Annotated in this window: 18 protein-coding genes; 5 read left to right on the top strand and 13 right to left on the bottom strand. The window is 52.6% G+C overall.

The window, feature by feature from the left end:
- Positions 1-2 precede the first annotated feature (2 nt).
- A complete protein-coding gene (locus tag V5G20_RS09405; protein ID WP_003386660.1) occupies positions 3-1061 on the bottom strand; it encodes an ABC transporter substrate-binding protein in 1059 nt (352 codons plus the stop codon).
- A gap of 241 nt (positions 1062-1302) precedes the next feature.
- On the opposite strand from V5G20_RS09405, the gene V5G20_RS09400 reads away from it, so the two are divergent.
- Positions 1303-2748, top strand: a complete 1446-nt coding sequence (locus V5G20_RS09400; protein WP_024985259.1) for an IS1182 family transposase — start codon at positions 1303-1305, stop codon at positions 2746-2748.
- A 26-nt stretch (positions 2749-2774) separates the two neighbouring features.
- Here V5G20_RS09400 and V5G20_RS09395 read toward each other — a convergent pair whose 3' ends face one another.
- Together V5G20_RS09395 and V5G20_RS09390 are read right to left on the bottom strand one after the other, a co-directional pair.
- Positions 2775-3785 carry an ABC transporter substrate-binding protein gene (locus V5G20_RS09395; RefSeq protein WP_024984975.1) on the bottom strand — a complete coding sequence of 337 codons (1011 nt, stop codon included), beginning with the start codon at positions 3783-3785 and terminating at the stop codon, positions 2775-2777.
- A 106-nt stretch (positions 3786-3891) separates the two neighbouring features.
- On the bottom strand, positions 3892-5235 hold the full coding sequence (locus V5G20_RS09390) for a hemolysin family protein (RefSeq protein ID WP_338463355.1): 1344 nt from the start codon (positions 5233-5235) through the stop codon (positions 3892-3894).
- 148 nt (positions 5236-5383) lie between these two features.
- Between V5G20_RS09390 and V5G20_RS09385 the strand changes: the two genes are divergently transcribed.
- From V5G20_RS09385 to V5G20_RS09375, 3 genes are read left to right on the top strand one after another with little or no spacing between them, the layout of a single operon-like run.
- Positions 5384-7102, top strand: coding sequence for a DNA repair helicase XPB (locus tag V5G20_RS09385; protein WP_338463354.1), 1719 nt, complete (start codon positions 5384-5386; stop codon positions 7100-7102).
- A gap of 52 nt (positions 7103-7154) precedes the next feature.
- Positions 7155-7724, top strand: a complete 570-nt coding sequence (locus tag V5G20_RS09380) for an RNA polymerase sigma factor (RefSeq protein ID WP_003386667.1) — start codon at positions 7155-7157, stop codon at positions 7722-7724.
- Positions 7705-9123: a hypothetical protein gene (locus tag V5G20_RS09375; RefSeq protein WP_311068246.1), complete on the top strand. Its 1419-nt coding sequence runs from the start codon at positions 7705-7707 to the stop codon at positions 9121-9123. Before V5G20_RS09380 ends, V5G20_RS09375 begins: the two co-directional genes overlap by 20 nt.
- 190 nt (positions 9124-9313) lie before the next feature.
- Here the strand turns inward: V5G20_RS09375 and V5G20_RS09370 are convergent, their stop codons facing one another.
- Positions 9314-10297 (bottom strand): ABC transporter permease, encoded by a 984-nt coding sequence (locus V5G20_RS09370; protein WP_003386669.1) that lies wholly within the window; start codon positions 10295-10297, stop codon positions 9314-9316.
- Positions 10275-11192, bottom strand: coding sequence for an ABC transporter ATP-binding protein (locus tag V5G20_RS09365; protein ID WP_338463460.1), 918 nt, complete (start codon positions 11190-11192; stop codon positions 10275-10277). The genes V5G20_RS09370 and V5G20_RS09365 overlap by 23 nt, the downstream gene beginning before the upstream one ends.
- A 174-nt stretch (positions 11193-11366) precedes the next feature.
- Here V5G20_RS09365 and V5G20_RS09360 point away from each other — a divergent pair, with 174 nt between their 5' ends.
- A complete protein-coding gene (locus V5G20_RS09360; RefSeq protein ID WP_031933470.1) occupies positions 11367-12155 on the top strand; it encodes an SGNH/GDSL hydrolase family protein in 789 nt (262 codons plus the stop codon).
- A gap of 18 nt (positions 12156-12173) precedes the next feature.
- Here V5G20_RS09360 and V5G20_RS09355 read toward each other — a convergent pair whose 3' ends face one another.
- From V5G20_RS09355 to V5G20_RS09320, 8 genes are all read right to left on the bottom strand, one after another.
- Positions 12174-13406, bottom strand: coding sequence for an MDR family MFS transporter (locus tag V5G20_RS09355; RefSeq protein ID WP_024984970.1), 1233 nt, complete (start codon positions 13404-13406; stop codon positions 12174-12176).
- Between the two features lie 237 nt (positions 13407-13643).
- Positions 13644-14495 (bottom strand): YtnP family quorum-quenching lactonase, encoded by an 852-nt coding sequence (locus V5G20_RS09350; RefSeq protein ID WP_003386673.1) that lies wholly within the window; start codon positions 14493-14495, stop codon positions 13644-13646.
- A gap of 62 nt (positions 14496-14557) precedes the next feature.
- Positions 14558-14854 carry a hypothetical protein gene (locus tag V5G20_RS09345; protein WP_039070878.1) on the bottom strand — a complete coding sequence of 99 codons (297 nt, stop codon included), beginning with the start codon at positions 14852-14854 and terminating at the stop codon, positions 14558-14560.
- Positions 14855-14983: 129 nt separating this feature from the next.
- A complete protein-coding gene (locus tag V5G20_RS09340) occupies positions 14984-16987 on the bottom strand; it encodes an NADPH-dependent 2,4-dienoyl-CoA reductase (RefSeq protein WP_122958782.1) in 2004 nt (667 codons plus the stop codon).
- Positions 16988-17094: 107 nt separating this feature from the next.
- The gene (locus V5G20_RS09335) at positions 17095-17544 is read right to left on the bottom strand and encodes a hypothetical protein (RefSeq protein WP_003386678.1); all 450 of its coding nucleotides are present in this window, start codon (positions 17542-17544) and stop codon (positions 17095-17097) included.
- Between the two features lie 77 nt (positions 17545-17621).
- On the bottom strand, positions 17622-17936 hold the full coding sequence (locus tag V5G20_RS09330; RefSeq protein WP_003386679.1) for a hypothetical protein: 315 nt from the start codon (positions 17934-17936) through the stop codon (positions 17622-17624).
- 201 nt (positions 17937-18137) lie between these two features.
- Entirely contained in the window at positions 18138-19589 is a 1452-nt protein-coding gene (locus V5G20_RS09325) for an LCP family protein (RefSeq protein ID WP_003386680.1), read from the bottom strand.
- Positions 19590-19800: 211 nt separating this feature from the next.
- A complete protein-coding gene (locus V5G20_RS09320) occupies positions 19801-19938 on the bottom strand; it encodes a hypothetical protein (protein WP_003386681.1) in 138 nt (45 codons plus the stop codon).
- Positions 19939-20075: the final 137 nt, after the last annotated feature.

The raw sequence follows: 20075 nt of genomic DNA, 5'->3' as shown, positions 1-20075 counted from the left end.
GATTATTGCTCAATCACTTCGCCAGCGCGATCAAGCATGGATTGCGGAATTGTCACGCCCATTTTTTCTGCTGCCTTCTTGTTCAGCACCAGCTTCATGTCGGCTTGCATTTCTACAGCCATGTCGGCAGGCTTGCTTTCGCCCTTGAGAATTTTCACGGCCATGTCGGCTGTTTGCGCGCCCAGTTTTGTGTAGTCGATGCCGTAGGTTGCGATCGCGCCGCTTTTGACGGAGTTCTCTTCGCCGGCGACTACCGGGATTTTTTGCGATTCGGCCACACCGAGAACAGCGGAGATCGAAGAGACGACCAGGTTGTCTGTTGGAACGTAGAAAGCATCTACTTTGCCTACCATCGATTCAGCCGCCTGCTTCACTTCTGTCGCGCTCGTTACGGCTGCTTCCTGTATCGCCAGGCCGAGCTTCTCGGAAACGGCTTTGGCTGCGTCTACCTGCACCTTGGAGTTGACTTCGCCGGAGCTGTAGATGACACCTACTGTCTTGGCGTCAGGCTTCAGTTCCTTTACCAGCTTCAGCTGCTCTTCCACCGGGTTCATGTCAGACGTACCGGTTACATTTCCGCCCGGCTTATCCATCGCCTTTACCAGGCCCGCTTCGACCGGATCGGTCACCGCTGTAAACAGGATCGGAATGTCCTGGGTCGTCTGCGCGGAAGCCTGAGCGGTCGGAGTCGCGATCGCCAGGATGAGATCAACCTTGTCGGAGTTGAACTTCTGGGCGATTTGGATCGCTGTGTCCATGCTCGCCTGTGCCGAACTGATATCGTACACGACTTGCTTGTCTTTTTCATATCCGTTCTTTGTCATCTGTTCGATAAAACCTTCGCGTGCCGCGTCAAGCGCAGGGTGCTCCACAAACTGGGCGATACCGATTTTTACCTGCTTGGTTTCCTGAGAAGGTGCTGGTGCTTCTGCCGGCGTCTGAGCAGATGGCTGGGCAGAATTGTTTGCCGGTGTACTTTGTTGCCCACATGCTGCAACGGACAAAAGCAGCAAAGGACACAGAATTTTCTGGACCAATTGGATAGACTTTCTTTTTCTCATAATGTATCAAAACCCCCATTTGAAATTTTTTTAATCTTACCATGATTAAAACAGGTTGGAAAGCTGTAATCTGGTGCTTTCGGGGGAAGTGATACAAATCCTTGAAAAAAAGATAAGAAGAGAGCTTGGCGCTCTCTTCTCAGCCTGTAGACAAAGTTCCGTAAGGAACAGGGTCTGCAGGCTTTTTTGTTGAATATAGAACATGTTACGTTTTCAAAAGTTATTTTTTAGAGGTGGCATTATGCTTAATAAGCAAGAGGCCGAAGGGCGTTATCAGATATCTGCATTCTCGCTAGATGAGTTGGTGCCAGAAGATCATCTCGTAAGAAAAATTGAAAATGCAATCGACTTTTCGTTCATCTATGACTTGGTGGAAAGCCTTTACTGTCATGACAATGGCAGACCCAGTGTTGACCCTGTAGTCTTAGTTAAAATTGCTTTCATCCAATATATTTTTGGAATTCGTTCCATGCGACAAACGATTAAAGAGATCGAAACCAATGTTGCCTATCGGTGGTTTATTGGCTATGATTTCAGTCAGCCCATTCCCCATTTCACGACCCTAGGCAAGAACTATGTTCGCCGTTTTCGGGATACTCAACTCTTCGAGTCGATCTTCCTTCGAATATTGGAGGAGGCGGTTCATCATGGATTCGTGAAGCCTGATGTGCTTTTCATTGATGCTACGCATGTAAAAGCCAGTGCGAATAAGCATAAATACGTGAAAGAAATCGTTGAAGAACAAGCGAAGAAATATCAAGAGCTGCTGGACGAAGAAATCAATCAGGATCGTATTGCACATGGAAAGAAGCCCCTTGAAAAAAAGACAGAAACTTCGAAGAAGGAGGTGAAAGTCAGCACAACTGACCCGGATTGCGGATTGTTTGTAAAAGGGGAAAAGGAACGTGTATTTGCTTATAGTTTTCATACAGCATGTGATCGAAATGGATTTGTGCTTGGTGCCAAGGTAACGCCAGGCAATGTGCATGACAGTCAGGTTTTTGAGGATGTTTTGAATCAAGTGCGAAAGACGTTTGCACAGCCTCAAGCTGTGGCAGTGGACTCGGGATACAAGACGCCTTACATCAGTAAAACACTCCTTGATGACCAGATTCGCCCCGTTATGCCCTACACAAGACCACGCACCAAAGAAGGTTTTTTTAAAAAGCACGAATATGTGTATGATGAATATTTCGACTGCTACATCTGCCCGAACGAGCAAATCTTAACATATGAGACAACAAACAAGGATGGGTACCGTATCTATCGATCAAATTCTCAAGTTTGCCGAAGTTGTCCGTTCTTGAAACAATGCACGGAAAGTAAAGACTACACAAAGAGAGTGAGTCGCCACATCTGGGCTGATTACCTCGAAGAGGTAGACCACCTCCGGCATACCGAGGAAAACAAACAAATCTATAGCAAACGGAAAGAAACGATTGAACGTGTATTCGCTGATATGAAGGAAAAGCATGGCATGCGTTGGACGACCTTACGAGGACTGGAGAAGGTCACGATGCAGGCGATGCTTGTTTTCGCTGCCATGAACTTGAAAAAAATGGCGACCTGGCTATGGAAATCAGGTCGCCAAAAGGTGAACGATCAAAACACCTTCGGTATTTTCATCAAATTATTAAACAAACTCCCTCTGCTGTTCGTTCAGCGAGGGAGTTTGTCTGCAACCTGAGAAGAGAGCTTGGCGCTCTCTTCTTTTTACTTCACGATCTCTTTCGCCTGTGATTTGAGCGCTTCGGGCACAGTCAGGCCAAATGTTTCCGCGGCCTTTTCATTGATGTACAAATCAGCTTGTTTGGAAACCTCTACCGGTGTGTCAGCGACTTTTTGTCCTTTCAGGATGCGAGAAGCCATTTCACCGGTCTGCTTGCCGATTTGATAGTAGTCGATGCCGTACGTAGCCACTGCTCCCCGCTTCACCGTGTCGGTATCGGAGGCAAATACCGGGATTTTGTTCTGCTCCGCTGCTCCCAGTACCGCTTCAAACGAGGATACGACCGTGTTGTCGATCGGGATAAACATGGCGTCCGTTTTACCGGCAAGCCCCTGTGCTGCAAGCTGTACTTCAGAGAGCTGGGAGATGCCGGCCTTGACTACTTCAATGCCCTCTTTTTTCGCCGCTTCTTCCAGTTCCTTTACCTGTACCTCGGAGTTTACCTCCGAAGTCGTGTAAATAACGCCCAGCTTTTTGAGCTCGGGCAGGAAGGTTTTGACCAGCTTCAGCTGCTGCTCCATGGATACCTTGTCGGAGGTGCCTGTGACGTTTTTGTCAGGCTTTTCCAGACTGCTGACCAGTTGGGCAGACAGCGGATCGGTCACAGAACTGAAGACGACCGGCTTGTCCGTAATCGCCTTGGCGGCTGCCTGCGCGGATGGCGTAGCGATCGCTATCACCAGATCTTTTCCGTCGCCGGCATACTTCTGCGCAATCGAGACCGTATTATTCATATCACCGTGGGCGTTCTGATAATCGAGCTCCACGTTTTTTCCATCTTCATAGCCGGATTCCTTCAGTCCGTCGACAATCCCCTGACGGATCGCGTCCAGTGCCGGGTGCTCCACAAACTGGGTCAACCCGAGCTTGACGACTTGCTCACCACCCGCAGCAGGCGTAGCCGAACCGGTGCTTGCGGCTTCCGGCTGGTTGCCACAGGCTGTCAGCCCCGCGAATAAACATGCGGATAGTAAAAAAGATACTGCTTTTCTCATCTGAACTTCCTCCTCTAATCTCTGCTAAGCTAAACTTGTGTCCCATTATAGCACAATTTTTTCGGATGAAAAGATTTTTTGCCGCAACTATCGCAAACGCTTTGTCTCAGCCGTTTGGAACCGGCTCCTCCTGGCCTTCCTGCTCTTTTGGCGCTTCCTTCGCGACTTTTTTTACCAGCACCCTCGTAATCCGGTAATGATCGACCTCGCCGACGACGAATTCATAGCCGGTATGCCGCACCGTATCCCCGACTCGCGGCGGATGGTCGATCTGCATGTAAATCCAGCCGGCGAGTGTGTCTACCTCTGTATCATCGAGATCCAGGTCGAGATAGTCGTTTACTTCTTCCAGCAGCATTCGTCCGTCAAAGGAAAGCTGGCCGTCCTTTTTTTCCACCTCGGGCCGTTCATCGTCGAATTCATCCTGGATGTCGCCGACGATCTCCTCCATAATATCCTCCAGAGTAACCAGCCCCGCCGTTCCCCCGTACTCGTCGATGATGATGGCGAGCTGCACCCGCTGTTTTTGCAGCATGGTCAAAAGACGGCTGATCGAGATCGTCTCCGGGACGGTCAAAATCGGGCGCATGATCGATTCCAGGCTGTTGCTCTTGCCTTCCAGCAGGCTGGTCAAAAGGTCCTTGATATGCAGGCTGCCGACGACGTGGTCCTTGTCCCCGTCGACCACCGGGTAGCGGGTAAACCGGCCGTGCTGGACGAGCTTGATGTTTTCCTCCAGGGAGTCGTCGAGATTGAGCACGACCATATCTGTACGCGGGACCATAATTTCTCTGGCCATCGTTTCTGAAAAATCAAAGATGTTGTCGACCAGCATCAGCTCGGTTTGGTCGATCAGTCCGCTTCTGTGGCTCTCGCTGACCAAAATCCTGATCTCTTCTTCCGTGTGCGCCTCCTGGTGCGGCTCCATCGTGATGCCGGCCAGACTCAAAATTTTTGCAGCCGACCAATTGAGAAAGGCGATAAACGGGTACATGACCTTATGAAACAACTGGATCGGTCTGGACACGTGGAGGGCTACCCATTCGGTCCGCTGGATGGCGAGCGATTTGGGAGCGAGCTCGCCGAGGACGATATGCAAAAACGTAATGATGGAAAAAGCGATAATAAAGGAAATGCTGCCGACGAGGGCCTCGTTCATTCCGAAATAGTGAAAGACCGGATGCAAAAGATGGGCGATGGCAGGTTCTCCAAGCCACCCCAGTCCCAATGACGCGAGGGTAATTCCCAGTTGACAGGCCGACAGATAAGCATCCAGATTGTCCAGCACCTGCTCTACATTCCCCGCTCTTTTGTTGCCCTCTGCCACCAGCTGCGTGATGCGCGATTCCCGCACCTTGACCACGGCAAATTCAGTTGCGACGAAAAAGCCGTTGAGAAGGACGAGGATTACGATCAGGAACAGATTGAACACGTTCCCCCATACGTCCATGCCGTCTCTCCTCCTTCATCGGGGTTTCTTCGGGTTAGTGTAACCCACACAGTCCCAAAAGTTTCCCCGCGGCACTGCGCCAACAAGGACTGGAGCATTTTTCCACTGAGAAAAGGCGGTTTTTCTTTCTATATCATGATGTGATAACATGGTGCTAAACGAACATTCAATCGGCGAGGTGAAGAAGTTGTCGTACCGTCCCGATTTGCCGATGATTGTGCAAAGCGATCGGACCATTCTCCTGGAAGCCCAGCACCCGTTGTTCAATGAGGCGCGTCAGGCGTTAGCAGGCTTTGCGGAATTGATCAAAAGCCCCGAGTACATCCATACGTACCGCATTACGCCGCTTTCCCTGTGGAATGCCGCAGCGGCCCATATCGCCCCTGAGCAGGTAACCGAGGTGCTTGGCACGTATAGTAAATACGGAGTTCCTTCTACGATTGTCCGTGAGATTCATGAGACGATGAAGCGCTACGGACTTATTCGTCTGGAAAAAGCAGCGGATCAACTTCTTTTGACCAGCGACGATCCCCTGCTTCTGCAGGAGCTGACGAGCTATCGCTCGATATCGTCATTGTTGGAGGAGCATCGGGAAGAGCATGAGTATCCGGTCAAGCCGTACGCACGCGGTTTGATCAAGCAGGAATTGATCCGCCTGGGGTATCCCGTACAGGATCTGGCAGGCTATACAAGCGGCGAGGATTGCCCTGTTTCCCTTTTACCGACCACGGCTTCCGGAAAGGCGTTTTCCTTGAGAGGATACCAACAGGAAGCGGTGGATGCTTTTCATGCCGCCGGATCGGCCTTGGGCGGCAGCGGCGTGCTTGTGCTCCCCTGCGGGGCGGGCAAAACCGTTATCGGGCTGGGAGCTTTGTGCCAGCTTCAAAAAGCAACCCTGATCCTGACCACCAATACCACTTCTGTCAGGCAGTGGATTTCCGAATTACGGGACAAGACAGACCTTGATCCCGCCATGATCGGAGAGTACACTGGCGAGCGAAAAGAAGTGAAGCCCGTGACTGTGGCCACATACCAGATTCTGACGTACAGACCGGACGCAGAAAGCGACTTTCCGCACATGGAGCTGTTTTCCAAGCGGGATTGGGGATTGATCATCTATGATGAGGTGCATCTGCTGCCCGCTCCCGTTTTTCGCGTCACATCAGGCATTCAGGCGACGCGCCGGCTCGGACTGACCGCTACGCTTGTCCGCGAAGACGGACGAGAAGAGGACGTCTTTACGCTGATCGGCCCGAAAAAGTACGAGATGCCGTGGAAAGTGCTTGAAGAGCAGGGGTGGATCGCCGGTGCCACATGCCAGGAAATCCGTCTGCCCTTTGAGGCGAAGTGGCGGGAGGCTTACGCCCATGCCGGAGCGAGACAAAAGTTCCGGATCGCTGCAGAAAACCCCCGCAAGCTCGATGTCGTCAGAAAGCTGCTCGACCGCCACGGAAATGACCGGGTCTTGATTATCGGTCAATACGTGGAGCAGTTGGAGCAAATGGCACAACTGCTGGACATCCCTGTCATTACCGGAAAAGTGCCGGAAAAAGAACGGGAGTCGCTCTACCAGCGCTTCAAGGCTGGCGATCTTACGCGCTTGATCGTCTCCAAGGTAGCCAACTTTGCGGTCGACCTGCCCGATGCCAATGTCGCGATTCAAATATCCGGTACATTTGGCTCGCGGCAGGAGGAAGCGCAGCGGCTGGGCAGAATACTGCGGCCAAAACAAAAAGAAAACACGGCCCATTTCTACACCTTGGTCACCAGGGATACGAGAGAGCAAGAATTTGCTATGAATCGCCAGTTGTTTCTGGTAGAACAAGGATATAAATACGATGTGATAGAAATAGAGTCGCTGGACTGAAACGTTTCAGCATATGCCAGCGTCACATAGAGGGAAGGAGGCCGGAGATTCGATGCAATCCGACGCCGAAATCATTCAGCGGATTCTCCAGGGCGACATTGAAGGATACCGGGAGTTGATCCAAAGGTATCAGCACATGATTTACGTGTTTATCTACAAAATGGTAAACAATCGTTCCGATGCGGAAGACCTGACGCAGGAGGTCTTCGTCAAAGCGTATGAAAAACTCTCCACCTTTCGGGGGGACAGTCAATTCTCCTCCTGGCTGCATACGCTCGCACGCAACAAGACAATCGATTTTATCAGACGGCGCAAGTTCCATGATTCTGACGAACAACTGGCCTACGTCCCTTCCCAGGTGCGCGACGAATCTCCCCAGGAGTCGCTCATGAACAAGGAAACGCGCAGGGAAATCGAGGAGGCTTTTGCCTTGTTGTCTGATTCGTATCGGGAGGTCATCGTGCTGCGCTGTACGCATGAATATCCTTTCGAAAAGATTGCTGCGCTGCTCGGCATCGCCGAGTCGACAGCCCGCGTCCGATATTTGCGCGCTCGCCAGGAACTGGCCAAACTACTTTCACGCAAGGAAGGGGGGCTCGTACATGAACTGCCAGGAATTTAGAAAAGCTTGGGAAGACACCACGAATGAGAGCACGCTTTTCCATATCGAAACATGTGAAGAGTGCATGGTCTGGATCGAAGCACAATTTGCAAACGGCGAGGAGGTGCAGTTCTTGAAAGAGGTTCCTCAGCCGTCGGTACAATTGGAAGACAACATTATGCAAGCGATATACAAGATGACCGGACAAGAGTCTACTCCCCAAGCCGCTGCAGCCCCTGTCGTCAAACCGGCTGCGCCGCGCCGCTTCAGACCGAACATCTCTTCGATGGCATGGGTTGGTGCCGCGGCTATCCTGCTTGTCGTCGGTGCGATCGGCTTCCAGCAAACACAAAACAGCAGCCAGGAAATCAGCATGAAAGCGGAGTCCAGCGCAGCCGATATGCAAGGCGCCATCGTTTCCGCTCCCGCTGCAAACAGCCCGGCTTCTGCGGCCATGGACACAAAATCAGGCACTCAGGCCTTTGGCGGCAGTTCAACTGAGTCAATCCAGGCAGCACCGCCTGAAAGTAAAGCAGCACCTGCTCAGGAAAAAGCCGGACAACCCGATGGGAATGCAGGTGGCCCAAACCAATCGGCTTTTGGCAATCAGATTGCCATGGATGTACCTGCTGAGAAAATCGGCGAGCTGAAGTCTGCCAAGGAGTCTGCAAAACCGGAAGGAAATGAAGCGCCCGAACCCAAACGGCCGATAATCGCTGCCCGCAATGCAAATGGAAAGCCTCCTGCAGATCAGCCAAAAGCGAAAGGCAATGCGGAAGCCGCGCCAAATCAGCCAGGGCAGCACAACCCGGTCGCAGGCGTTCCAGCGGACGAACAGAACAAAGCGCTGGCCAATCAGCCTGTAGGCGCACTGGCTCTGGACGCGAATGCCGACGAAGCAGGACAGCCTGCCGCGGAGCACGCACCTGCGCTCGTTGGACCTGCTGTCTCGACTATGGCAAAGTCGGAAATTACCCTTTCCAGCTTTTCTGATGTAGAGACGGCGGCACACGCCTCAGATATGCCTGTACCCCAGGCAGGACAGCTGCCTGAAGGTTTTTCTCTGCATGCGATTTCCGCTCAATACGAATCGCAAACCAGTCAAAAGGTCATTCGTTTGACATCTGAGTACAAGCGAAACAAAGACTGGATCAAGGTAGAAGTGGTTCGCAATGAACACGGGAAACGGAGTCTGTCCATCCCTGGCACCTTCACCGCGACCCAACTGTTTACCGTTCAATCAGAGCAAGCCATTGCGGTTACTTTTGACAAACAGGCAAACGCGGGCGAAGCCGCAGCACAGCACGCCGTACACTTCAACGCCCAACCGGACAATCAATCGCTGTACGTCGTTGTCACAGCAAACGGGGTTACACTGGATCAGCTTGTGGAAGCGTCAAAGCAAATCACATGGCAGTAAGAAAGACGCGGGTAGTCGCTCCCGCGTCTTTCGTTATATGAGGGTAGCCAGCAGAAGTTGGCTGGCCATTTTTTATTTTGGGGAGTGAGGCATCACCCTCACTCTCAAATCCCTGCTCTATCAAAACGGCTCTGCTCGGGTTATTGAAGCACAGTCTCGTTATTGGCCCAAGCCCCCCCAACCAATCCGTCTACGACGTCACATCCCGCTTGATAAACACAGCATAGGCAACGACGAGCGATGCCGCCCCCCATACTGTCAACACTGTCAGTGAGAACGGCAGGCTCATGCCTTTGATCGGAGGCAGCGTCCCTGCCAGGTAATCGGTCAACTGCAGGTTGACGACGAACAAGTATTTGGCGCTTTCCCATGAGGAGGCCATCTGGGTCAAAATCGCCCCGCTGATCAATGCGGCCATCATAATGCCCATACCTGCGGCCGCGCTGCGGACCAATACCGAAACCATAAAGGTGATCGTTCCCACTACTACCGAAACAAACCAGCCCAATCCGTATTGCATCAGCAGGTACTTCCATTGCGGCAGCGCAAAGACTCCGGCAGTCTCCAGCTCTCCTCCGGCAATTTCGAAGCCTGTCAGCACCGGCATGTCCCAGCCTGCATAGCCAAACACCACTCCTGAAATCAGCGCAGCCAGGATCAGGGTCATCAGCACTGTGAGCGAAGTGAACAGCAAAAGTGTCACATACTTGCTGGTCAGCACCTTCCAGCGTCTGACGGGCCTGGTAAGCAGCAGCTTGATTGTCCCCTCGCTGAATTCCGCCGATACGAGGTCGACGGCCAGCACTACGATGATCATCGGCAGAAACAGCGATATCGCCTGATCCATAAAGCCGCGGGCAAACGTCGGAGCCCCCGGAGCCATCGGATTAATGTCGTGATCCAGATAATACTGCTGCTGTTGCACGGTGATTTTCAGAAACTCGCGCCATTCCTCCGGCAATCGGCTGGAGGCAAGCCGGTTTTGCGTGTCGACGATTTTCTGTTGAAGCAGCGCTCTCCAGTCGCTTGTTCCCATCTGCTCTTGGGCAGTGAGAACGGATCTGTATTGGGCATAGGTAAAAATCGGGATCAGAATGGCCAGGATGAGCAGAATGACGAGAAAACGGCGACGGCGCAGTATCTTGATGGTCTCATTTTGCACCAGGTCCAGCATGCCCATGTTCTGCTCCCCCTTCTTCTGTCGTTAGCGCGAGGAACAGGTCCTCCAGCGTTACTGTTTTTGCGGCGATGCCCAGGACGGCGATGCCCTGCAGAACCAAAGTCCGATTGGCTTCTGCGATCCGCTCGGTGTCCATTTTGCACATGATCCGGCCTTCCTTGGATGCCACGGCTTCTTCGACGAAAGGAAGAGCACGCAAGATACGGCTGGCCGCCTCTGTCGTCTCTGGAGAAACGCTCCATTCCACCTGATCGCCAAACTGTTCCATCAAGTCTTTGACAAGTCCGACCGAAATGACTTTGCCCTTGCCTATGATCGCTACCCTGTCGCACATCATCTCGATTTCGCTGAGCAAATGGCTGGAAATGAAGACAGCCAGCCCTTCCTCTTCGGCAAGTCTGCGGATAAACTGGCGCAGCTCGCGAATTCCTGCGGGATCGAGGCCGTTGGTCGGCTCGTCCAGGATCAGCAGCTTCGGATTGTGAAGCAGGGCCTGAGCGATCCCGAGCCTCTGCCGCATCCCGAGCGAATACGTCTTTACCTTGTCGTCGATCGCTCTTTGCAAATCGACAAAACGGACAATCTCTTCAATCCGCTCACGCGAGATGCCGCCGCTCATTCTGGCAAAGTGCTCCAGGTTTTCCCGGCCTGTCATAAACTTGTACAGCTCCGGATTTTCCACAATGGATCCCACTTGAGCGATTGCCTGGGGAAAATGCTTGTGCAGCGAGATGCCGCCAATGTGAATTTCTCCCGCATCTGCCGACGCAAGCCCGACCAGCATCCTGATAGTCGTGGTCTTGCCGGCACCGTTTGGCCCGAGAAAGCCAAATACTTCACCCGCATATACGTCAAAGGAAATGTCCTTGATGATCGGCTTTCCTCCCATTTGCTTGCGTAGCCCTTTGATTGACAATACCGTTTCCGTCAAATAGCTGCACCTCCTATCCTGTCAACTGCCCCTGCTTGGGCAAAAAAGGGTCTGTTGTGGTACACTCAAAATATATGTTTACTGTCACATTATACCATGCAACACGATTCAATACCGAAACGGGAGGTACCCATGCAAAGCTCCGGTAATTGGTTATGGCGCGTGTTTGGACTTCTCTCGCTGGCCTCGATGCTGCTGCTGGCGGCTGGTTTTGTGCTCGCTCTTGACCCGAGCCAGCTTGCTCCAGAAGGCCCAGTCGGCCCTGTAAAAGAGGCAAAGCCGCCTACTCTGGTCCCGGCAGAAGGAGTCCGGCAAATCGTTGGGCTCGGTGATTCGTTGACAAGAGGTGTCGGTGACGCCAACGGGCTTGGCTACATCGGACTTGTGCGGCAAGCTCTGGAAAAAAAGAGCGGCAACAAGATCACGCTGTCCAATCTGGCTATCAACGGGCAAGAATCGCCCTCCCTCGTAGCCCAGTTGTCTCAGAAGCAGGTGCAAAGCCAACTGGCAGCCTCCGACCTCATCTTCTTTACCATTGGCGGGAACGATCTGTTCAAGCAGTCCGGAGAGCTGGAGGAACTCGATGAAAAAAAATTGGCCGCAGCCACAAAACGGCTGACGGCCAACTTTGAAGAGATTATCAAGCAAATCAGAAAAGCAAACCCGGATGCAACGATTGTCTATGCGTCCCTGTACAACCCGTTTGGAGACACCGAAGCAGCAGCGGATACGATTCAGCCTGTCCTGGATTGGAACAGCGCAGCTTCCGATATTGCCGCTCGCTATCCCCGCGTGCTGGTCGTGCCGACCTATGACCTGTTCGTAAACAAGGAGCAAGCTTATTTGTATACGGATCATTTTCACCCGAACGCAGCGGGCTACAAGCGGATTGCCGACCGGATCCTGCAGGCGTTGGAATAACTTCGCTCCCCGCTCCCTTTAGGCCTGGACTCGCGCGGCATCGAGCGCTTTCCCGCTCTGCTTCAAGTACGCGCGCTGTCCAGCCCACTGGAAGGCTGTACTGGTCAAGGAAAAAGCGGCGACGACACAGAATAAAGCGCTGCCTCCCAAAGTAGCCAGGAAAATGCCGCCCATCCACGGACCGATGAACTGCCCCAGATTGCTGAAGCTCTTGGCCCCGTAATACGTACCGCGCATATCCTCCGGGGCCATGCGGTCAATCAGCACGTCAGATGCGGTAAAGGTGAGGATTTCACCCAATGTAAAGACGACCATGGCGATGATGAACACGCTCCACGAACCGGCAAAAGCAAATCCTACATCCCCCAGCGCATAGGCCACGTTTCCGACCACGATACTGGTGAGCGGCGTCCGTTTTTCCGACCAGCGCATAAGCGGCATCTGCATCAGCACGACGACAATCGCGTTTACGCTCATCAGGATCGCAAACAGCTTCGTCCCGTCAACCACAGACATTTCCGCGTACTTTGCCAAGGTAGAGGACATCTGCGAGTAGCCGATCGCCCCGAAGACGCCAGCCACCATGTACAGGCGGAAGGCCTTGTCCTTGACCACGACTTCAAAAGCTCGCTGAAAGCTGACGGCTTCCTTCTTCTGCCCCTCGATCTTTTTGATCCCAAACACGTTCAGCATCATTTGCAAGCTGATTACGTACACCAGGTAAATGGCCGCCGTTACGAGAAACGGCAGTGCGGCGGAAGTCATGGCCAGCATCGCGCCCAGTATCGGCCCGACCGCGACCCCGACGTTGATCGCCGTATAGCGGAGTCCGAAGACGCGGAAGCGTTTTTCCGGCGGAGTGACATCCGCCATCAGCGCTTGGGAAACAGGCTCGTAAAAAGAACGGCAGAGCCCGCCGATAATATTGAGCAGCAGAAACAAAAGCGGGCTTTTCCCGAATGCAAAACCGACGAACACAAGCATCCATACATAAAGGGCACCGAGCATGACCCGGCGCCGTCCGAACTTGTCCGAAAGGGTTCCCCCGAAAAATCCTCCGATTGTTCCGGCAAGCGCACCGGCACCAATCGTCAGTCCAATCATCCCGAGGTCCATATCCGTATGGTTGGACAAAAACAGAAACAGAAAGGGCATGCTCATCGAGCTGGCCGCCCGTACAAATACCGTCCCGACCACCAATGACCAGACAATCGGGTGAAACTCACGAAACATTGCGCTGACCCTACTCATTTTTCTCTCTCCTCTAGGTGTTCTGCTCTTCTACCAATTCCGAACAGTTCCGTAAGTTTTTTTTTATTGTAGTGAGCGGCACTTGATTCGTCAATCAAGTTTGAAGCTTTTTGATTATGGAAAATTTCGATGAGGATGTTCGATTATTTGATAAGGTTGGAAAAACTCGGAGGCGGACAGATGAAAATGCAAGAAAGCCGGGGCATCTCCCCGGCTCTGAAACGCAATGGCACGTCTTTATGCTTCCACTTTGATCTGACCGATCAATTCGTTCTGCTCATTCCACTTTACCGCATGATAGATGGCGTCGTGGTAGAAGGTAAACCACGCTCCATCCTTCAAGCCTTGTTTGACCCATTTTTCCTTGGCAAAAATGGAGTCCATCGGGTAATCGTCATAAGCCAGCACCCACAGAGAATTTTGATGTGCATGAGTCGGCATCAGATCAGCCATGTGCAGGGCAAGCTCGCCCCCGCTTTCCATTCTGACAATGCTGTGTCCCTGGCTGTGTCCCCCTGTATGGTGCATCGTGACACCCGGGATGACAGAAAGCTCGGAGCCGAAGGTCTGCACCTGCTGCTCGATCGGACGCCAGTTTTCTTCCCAGTATGTATTGCGGGAACGGATGTTGGGGTTTCTCATCTCCTCCCACTCCAGCTCCTGTACGTAAATAACGGCCCTGGGGAAGGTGGAGGACAACTGGCCGCCGTCCTTGACCGATACCAGTCCATTGGCGTGATCATAGTGCATGTGGGTCATTAATACAATATCAATATCTTCCGGAGAGAGTCCAACCGCTTGCAGAGACTCGAGCACCTCTGATTCTTCCTGCAATCCGAAATTGCGCTTCTGCTTTTCGGTCAAACGATCTTTCCCGATTCCCGATTCGATCAGGATGCGCTTCCCGCCCGCTTGCAGGAGAATGGGATCAGCCCGGAGCGGTATCTGGTTCAGCTCGTTGTTTGGGTAACGCTTGCTCCACAGAGGCTTTGGCACCACTCCAAACATCGCACCGCCATCCAACTGTGTCAGGCCGCCTCGCAGCCAGGTCAGGGAAAACTCCCCCAGCTTCCATTCTGTCAACTTCATTTGCCTCATCTCCTGTCTGAAAATAGGGTCAGGATAGTGAAAAAGCACCCTGCCTGGGTGCCCTATTGTTTCACTGCTACGTTGACCGTACGAGTCGCGGGCGACATTTCCAGACAAATTTCACTGGAGATGGCCTGGACAGACAGATCCGAATCGCAGCGTCTATGACTGAGCACAAGTTGTGCGATTTTCTCGGTTTCGTGATAAATGCTGATCAACGTTTGCAGCGGATTGGCACTGCCGCCGGCAATCACCTTAAAACCCGGGGCTATTGTAAACGTCCATCCCTCCACTTTTACAACCCGCTCGGTAGAGTGCAAGAAATGACGTTTTCCCAATAAGATGCCATTTTGATTCATCAAGGCGAGAGCCCCCATTCAAATTGATTTGAACAGCACATTTTTATTTTGCAAAAAAACATGTACAAATGATAGTCTTTCGACAAAAGATCCTAAAAGCCGACAATATTCTATTATGGTGCGAATGGATTATATATTCCTGCCGATCGCCGCTCCCTCGTAAATGGCCCGTTTGGCATCCAGCTCTCCTGCCTCTCTGGCGCCGCCAATCAGATGGACCGGCAGCTTTTCCCGCAATGCTTCATACAGGCGATTGTTTGGCGTGTTTCCGGCCGCGATCACGACTGTATCTGCCGGCAGCAGCTTCTCTTCCCCCTGATGCACGATCCGCACGCCCTCCGGCGTTATCTCGCGGTACTCCACCTCCGTCAGCATTTCCACTCCCTGCCTTTTCAAATTGGCGAGCACAGCCCAGCGGGTCGTTTTGCCCAGTCCTGTTCCCACATGCTTGCCACGCCTCAGTATCGAGATTCGTCTCGGACTTGTCTGCATCCGCTGCAGCTGCTTTGGCTCCACAATCCGATACTCCAGCAAATATTTCATCGTCTCGGAGGACAGCTGGGCGGGTTCCGCCAAAAGATGGGACAAGTCGCAGGCGATTCCTCCTGCTCCGATGATCACGACCCTGCTCCCCACGCTTGCCTTCTTTTCAAAGATCTGCGCATAGCTGACTACATGAGGCAGATCGATGCCGGGAAGCTCCGGAATGCGAGGGATGACACCTGTAGCAATCACTACTTCATCGAACCCTTCTGCGATAAGCTGATCAGCGCTTGCCTCGACACCAAGCCTGACCTCTACACCCAGCAGGCGCAGCTTTGTTCGGTAATATCGCAATGTTTCGGCAAATTCGGATTTGCCTGGGACCTGAACCGCGTATGTCAGCTGCCCGCCGATCTGTGTCTGTCTTTCCAGAACGACGACCTGATGGCCGCGCTCGGCGAGAACTCGTGCCGCTTCCAAACCTGCCGGGCCCGCTCCCACAACAGCTACTTTTTTTCTCACAGGCGCACTCGCCAGCTTCCACTCCTCTTCCCTGCCAGCCATCGGGTTGACCAGACAGGACGCTGTCTTGCCTTCGAAGATGTGGTCCAGGCAAGCCTGGTTGCAGGCGATGCATGTATTGACTTCGTCAAATCTGCCCTCCATGCTTTTCTTCACGATATCCGGGTCGGCCAGCAGCGGTCTTGCCATCGAAACCATATCCGCATATTGGTCCTCCAGGATTGCGTCTGCCTGCCTGATATCGTTGATGCGATTGCTGGCGATAACCGGAATGTTGACGGCTTCCTTGACCTGTTTGGCGACCCAGACATAAGCGCCGCGCGGTACCATCATGGCGATCGTGGGGACTTTTGATTCGTGCCAGCCGATCCCGACGTTGAGCGCATCTGCTCCGGCAGCCTCGATCTGTCTGGCGAACTCGAGCGTCTCTTCCATCGTGGTGCTGTCGGGTATGAGGTCGAGACCGGACATGCGGAAAATGACCGGATAGCCCTCTCCGACTGCCCCTCTGACCCGTTTCATCACTTCGATGCCAAATCGCGACCTGCGCTCGAAGTCTCCTCCCCATTCGTCAGTGCGATGGTTCGTGACAGGAGAAAGAAATTGATTGATCAAATATCCTTCCGATCCCATGATCTCGACACCGTCAAACCCCGCCCGTTTGGCCCGAAGCGCTGCATCGGCAAACGCCTGAATCGTCCGTTCGATCTCTTCCGGACTCAGCTCGCGCGGCTTCGTCCGGTTGATCGGCGCTTGCAGGGGGGACGGGGCGACCGGTTCCAGGCCGGTCGTCTCTTTGTACGCATAGCGGCCCGCATGGAAAAGCTGCATCGCGATCTTGCCGCCTGCCGCATGTACGGCTTGCGTAAGATGGCCAAGCTGCTCGACATGATGGTCGGCATACGCATTGCAGTACGCTTCACCCATGCCGCCCTCAGGGAGAACTGCAACTCCGCCTGTTACGATCAGGCCCACTTTGCCTTTTGCTCGCTCGGCATAAAAAGCGGCCAGCCGCTGAACGCCCCCCTCCAGCCTTTCCAGGCCGACGTGCATCGATCCCATCATGACCCGATTGTCCAGCGTCAACTGCCCGATCTGAATCGGTTCAAATACCCGTCTGATCGCCATATCAGCTCACTCCTCACCATCCGAATGAATGCTCATTCATTTCTTTGCGTAATACAATTCTCCACGCTCCTTTCATTTTCCTTCTCTTCATTCTGTCCGACCTCCCCCTACAGCCCCAGCAATTTTCCCAAATCGCTGGCCGCTTGCTTGATAATCTTCTCGGTCCCCTCTTCATCGGAGCATTCCACGACGAAATGATAGTCGAGGATAAAGGTGGCTTCTGCCAACTGGCCAGGGGCCAGGAATCGCTTTTTCTCCGATAGGGACACCTCTGCTACAATCTCTCTCGCCTGCTCCCACAAGCGTTCACCCTGCTCCGAAAGGTCAAGGCCCGGGTATTCCAGCTCGATCTCCACTTCACAGCTTTTTCCCGGCTCCAGCTCGTAGAGAAAAACAGACGCAGCCGGCTGCTCCCCTTCGGCTGGAGCAATAATCAGCTTTACTTCCTTGGTTTCTTCGTCTTCCAGCAAGGAATGCTCCGAACGCAAAATCACATCATGGATCATACCGTTCTCCGGCATGTTTTGGTCCCATAGTTCAATCAGTCTTTGCAGCATTTTGTCTACTCCTTCTGTTGCACACTTACGTTCCTATCCGAAGTATACCACGCCGGGGGGATCAACGAAAAACCCCTTCATGGCGAAGGGGTGGGTGTATTGTTCAAGTCCTTGTTATTGACGAATTCCGACAGCCAGGCACGCCTTACTTCCTTGTTGGGGCAAAAAGCGAGCACGTAGCTTTCGCCGCGCATGTATTTTTCCTTGATCCAGTCCTTATGTTTGCGAAAGAACGCCTGTTGGAAGTCGATGGGCATCTGTTGGTATTCTTCAAGGGCTGAGGGGTTCTGGAGAAAAAAATCTTCATCATATATGATTTCTTCGTTTTGTTGGCGGCTGATCAGGTACACGAACGCGATCACCAGAAACAGGTTGACCAGAAAAATTGTCATCCAAATCCCTCCCTGTCCGTTTCATTTATCAGATTTATCTGTCTTCTCAGCATATTATTATTTTACCATGCTTTTGGTGTTTTTAAACCACTTTGCAATGATTTATCCAAAAAGTTTTTTTATGAATCTTTTTCCCAACACGGCATCGACGAAAAAAGAACACCCGACATCTCGGGTGTTCCTCTGTCATTTTGTTATGGATCAGGAGGTCGTTTTCTCGCCTTCCCCTGCTGGTGGTGGAGTCATTTCCTGACTTGGAGCAGGAGTGGGCGTTGGTTGAACAATATCCGGCGGCGGCGTCGATCCGTTGCCTGGCGTCGCACCCGATCCTGGAGTGGTGGCGTCCGGTGTCGGAGTCGTCTGCCCGCTCTGCTGGTTGTCGTCAGGCGCCATAATGTCAGGCGGCGGCGCGACTGTTTCATCCGCCTCTGCGGTGTCAGGCTGCGTTTCTTTCGGCTTGCTGGCTGCCTGCTCCTTCTTTGGCTTCGCCGGTTGCGATGAAGCGGCCGACTCGCTCGTTTTCTTTGTCGTGCGAGGCTTGCTGCTGGCATAAGAATCGTCCCCGGCCGCAAGAATTGGAGAGTCGTTCAATTTCGCAACGATGCTTTCCGTCTGCCCCATCTCCGTTTGCAGCGCGGCACGTATCGAATTCAGGTTCTCCTTTGGCAGGAACGTGTAGCTTCCTTGCCAGTAGGCGCCGTTGTCCAGAGTCGTCACGGAAGCGGAATTCAAGCCTTTGAAATCATAAGCCAGCCCTTTGATCTGCTCCTTGGACAAGTCGGTATGTATGTGCTTGGCTCCGACATCCATGATGCTGAAAATTTTGGTCAAGCCTTCCAGCGAGCCTACCTTGTTGATCACTGCGGCGATGACTTCCTGCTGGCGGCGGTTGCGGTCAAAGTCGCTGGAATAGTACTTCGTTCCCCGGTTGTCGTGGCGGTGGCGGACATAGCCAAGGGCCTGTTCGCCGTTCAACACTTGAACGCCCGGGTTCAGGTTGATATGCGTGTTATCGGTCGGATCGTCGTAGACCAGCTTGCGGTCCACGTTGACCTCCACTCCGCCCAGTTCGTCAATAACGGCTTTAAAGCCGTCAAAATCGACTGCTACGTAGTGATCAATCGGGATGCCCAAAAGCTCGGTCAACGTTTTTTTGGTCAACGAAATCCCGTCTTCAGTCGGTATTTGTTTCTTTCGTTCAGCTTGACGGCGCTCAGCCTCGCCGTTGGCAAAGACCGAATTGATCTTGTGGTAATCGCGGTATCCTGGAATCTTTACACGTGTATCGCGCGGCAGAGAAACCATTGTCACCTTTTTGGTGGTCGGATTGGCAACCGCTACAATCATCACGTCCGTATTCATCGAGCCTGTTTCAGGCCGGCTATCGCTCCCCAGAATTACGAGAGAAAGAGGTTTATCATTATGGTATGTAGGATCAATATTTACAGAAGCAGGCGACACATAGCCGTCCTGCGGCGAGGTCACCGTATCGAGGGCGTTGTCAATTTTCAAGTAGATCGCCCCGGCAACTCCCCCTATCAGGAGCAAGCAAAAAACAGTAAAGAACATCAACCATTTGCGCAGATTGCGGCGGCGGACTGGTTTCTTCGTCTTATGAGCAACAGTACGCGTTTTTCCGACTGTATCCGGCATGTGCATCAATCTCCTTGTCAGCGAAAACGCTTGGTATTGTATGGAAATGTTTCTGAAAATAAGAAAAGTGCTTTTCGACAATAAGCACTAAGTTTTTCTTCCATTGGTAAAATACTGACTAAGGTATTGTAGCACATTCATGTCCGCTTTTGTAGAAAAATGTTCCGATCATGCGAAACTCCCCCATCTGTGTCGATGAGGGAGCCCGCTTTTACTGTTTGCCGTGTGGCGCTTGACTGAAGCCCTGTACGGGGCCCTCAGGCTCTTTTTGTGTAGAACGGTGAGCGTCTCCGCCATGGCGCGTGTGACTTTCCTGTTTGCCGTTTAGATCATTCGACTTCTTTTCCATGCTACCCCTCCTTTTCGGCTAGGGAATAGTGTGTGCCGCTCTTCTGTTTCTCATCCTCCTATTTTTGCATGCTATATGCTGACCTTACAGTAATGACGTTCGGAAAAAACAGTGCTACAGTAAATAGCAAAAAAATA

The sequence above is a fragment of the Brevibacillus borstelensis genome (genome assembly GCF_036700025.1).
GTDB classification, from domain to species: Bacteria; Bacillota; Bacilli; order Brevibacillales; family Brevibacillaceae; genus Brevibacillus; species Brevibacillus borstelensis.
This window is presented reverse-complemented; position numbering and strand designations above follow the sequence as displayed.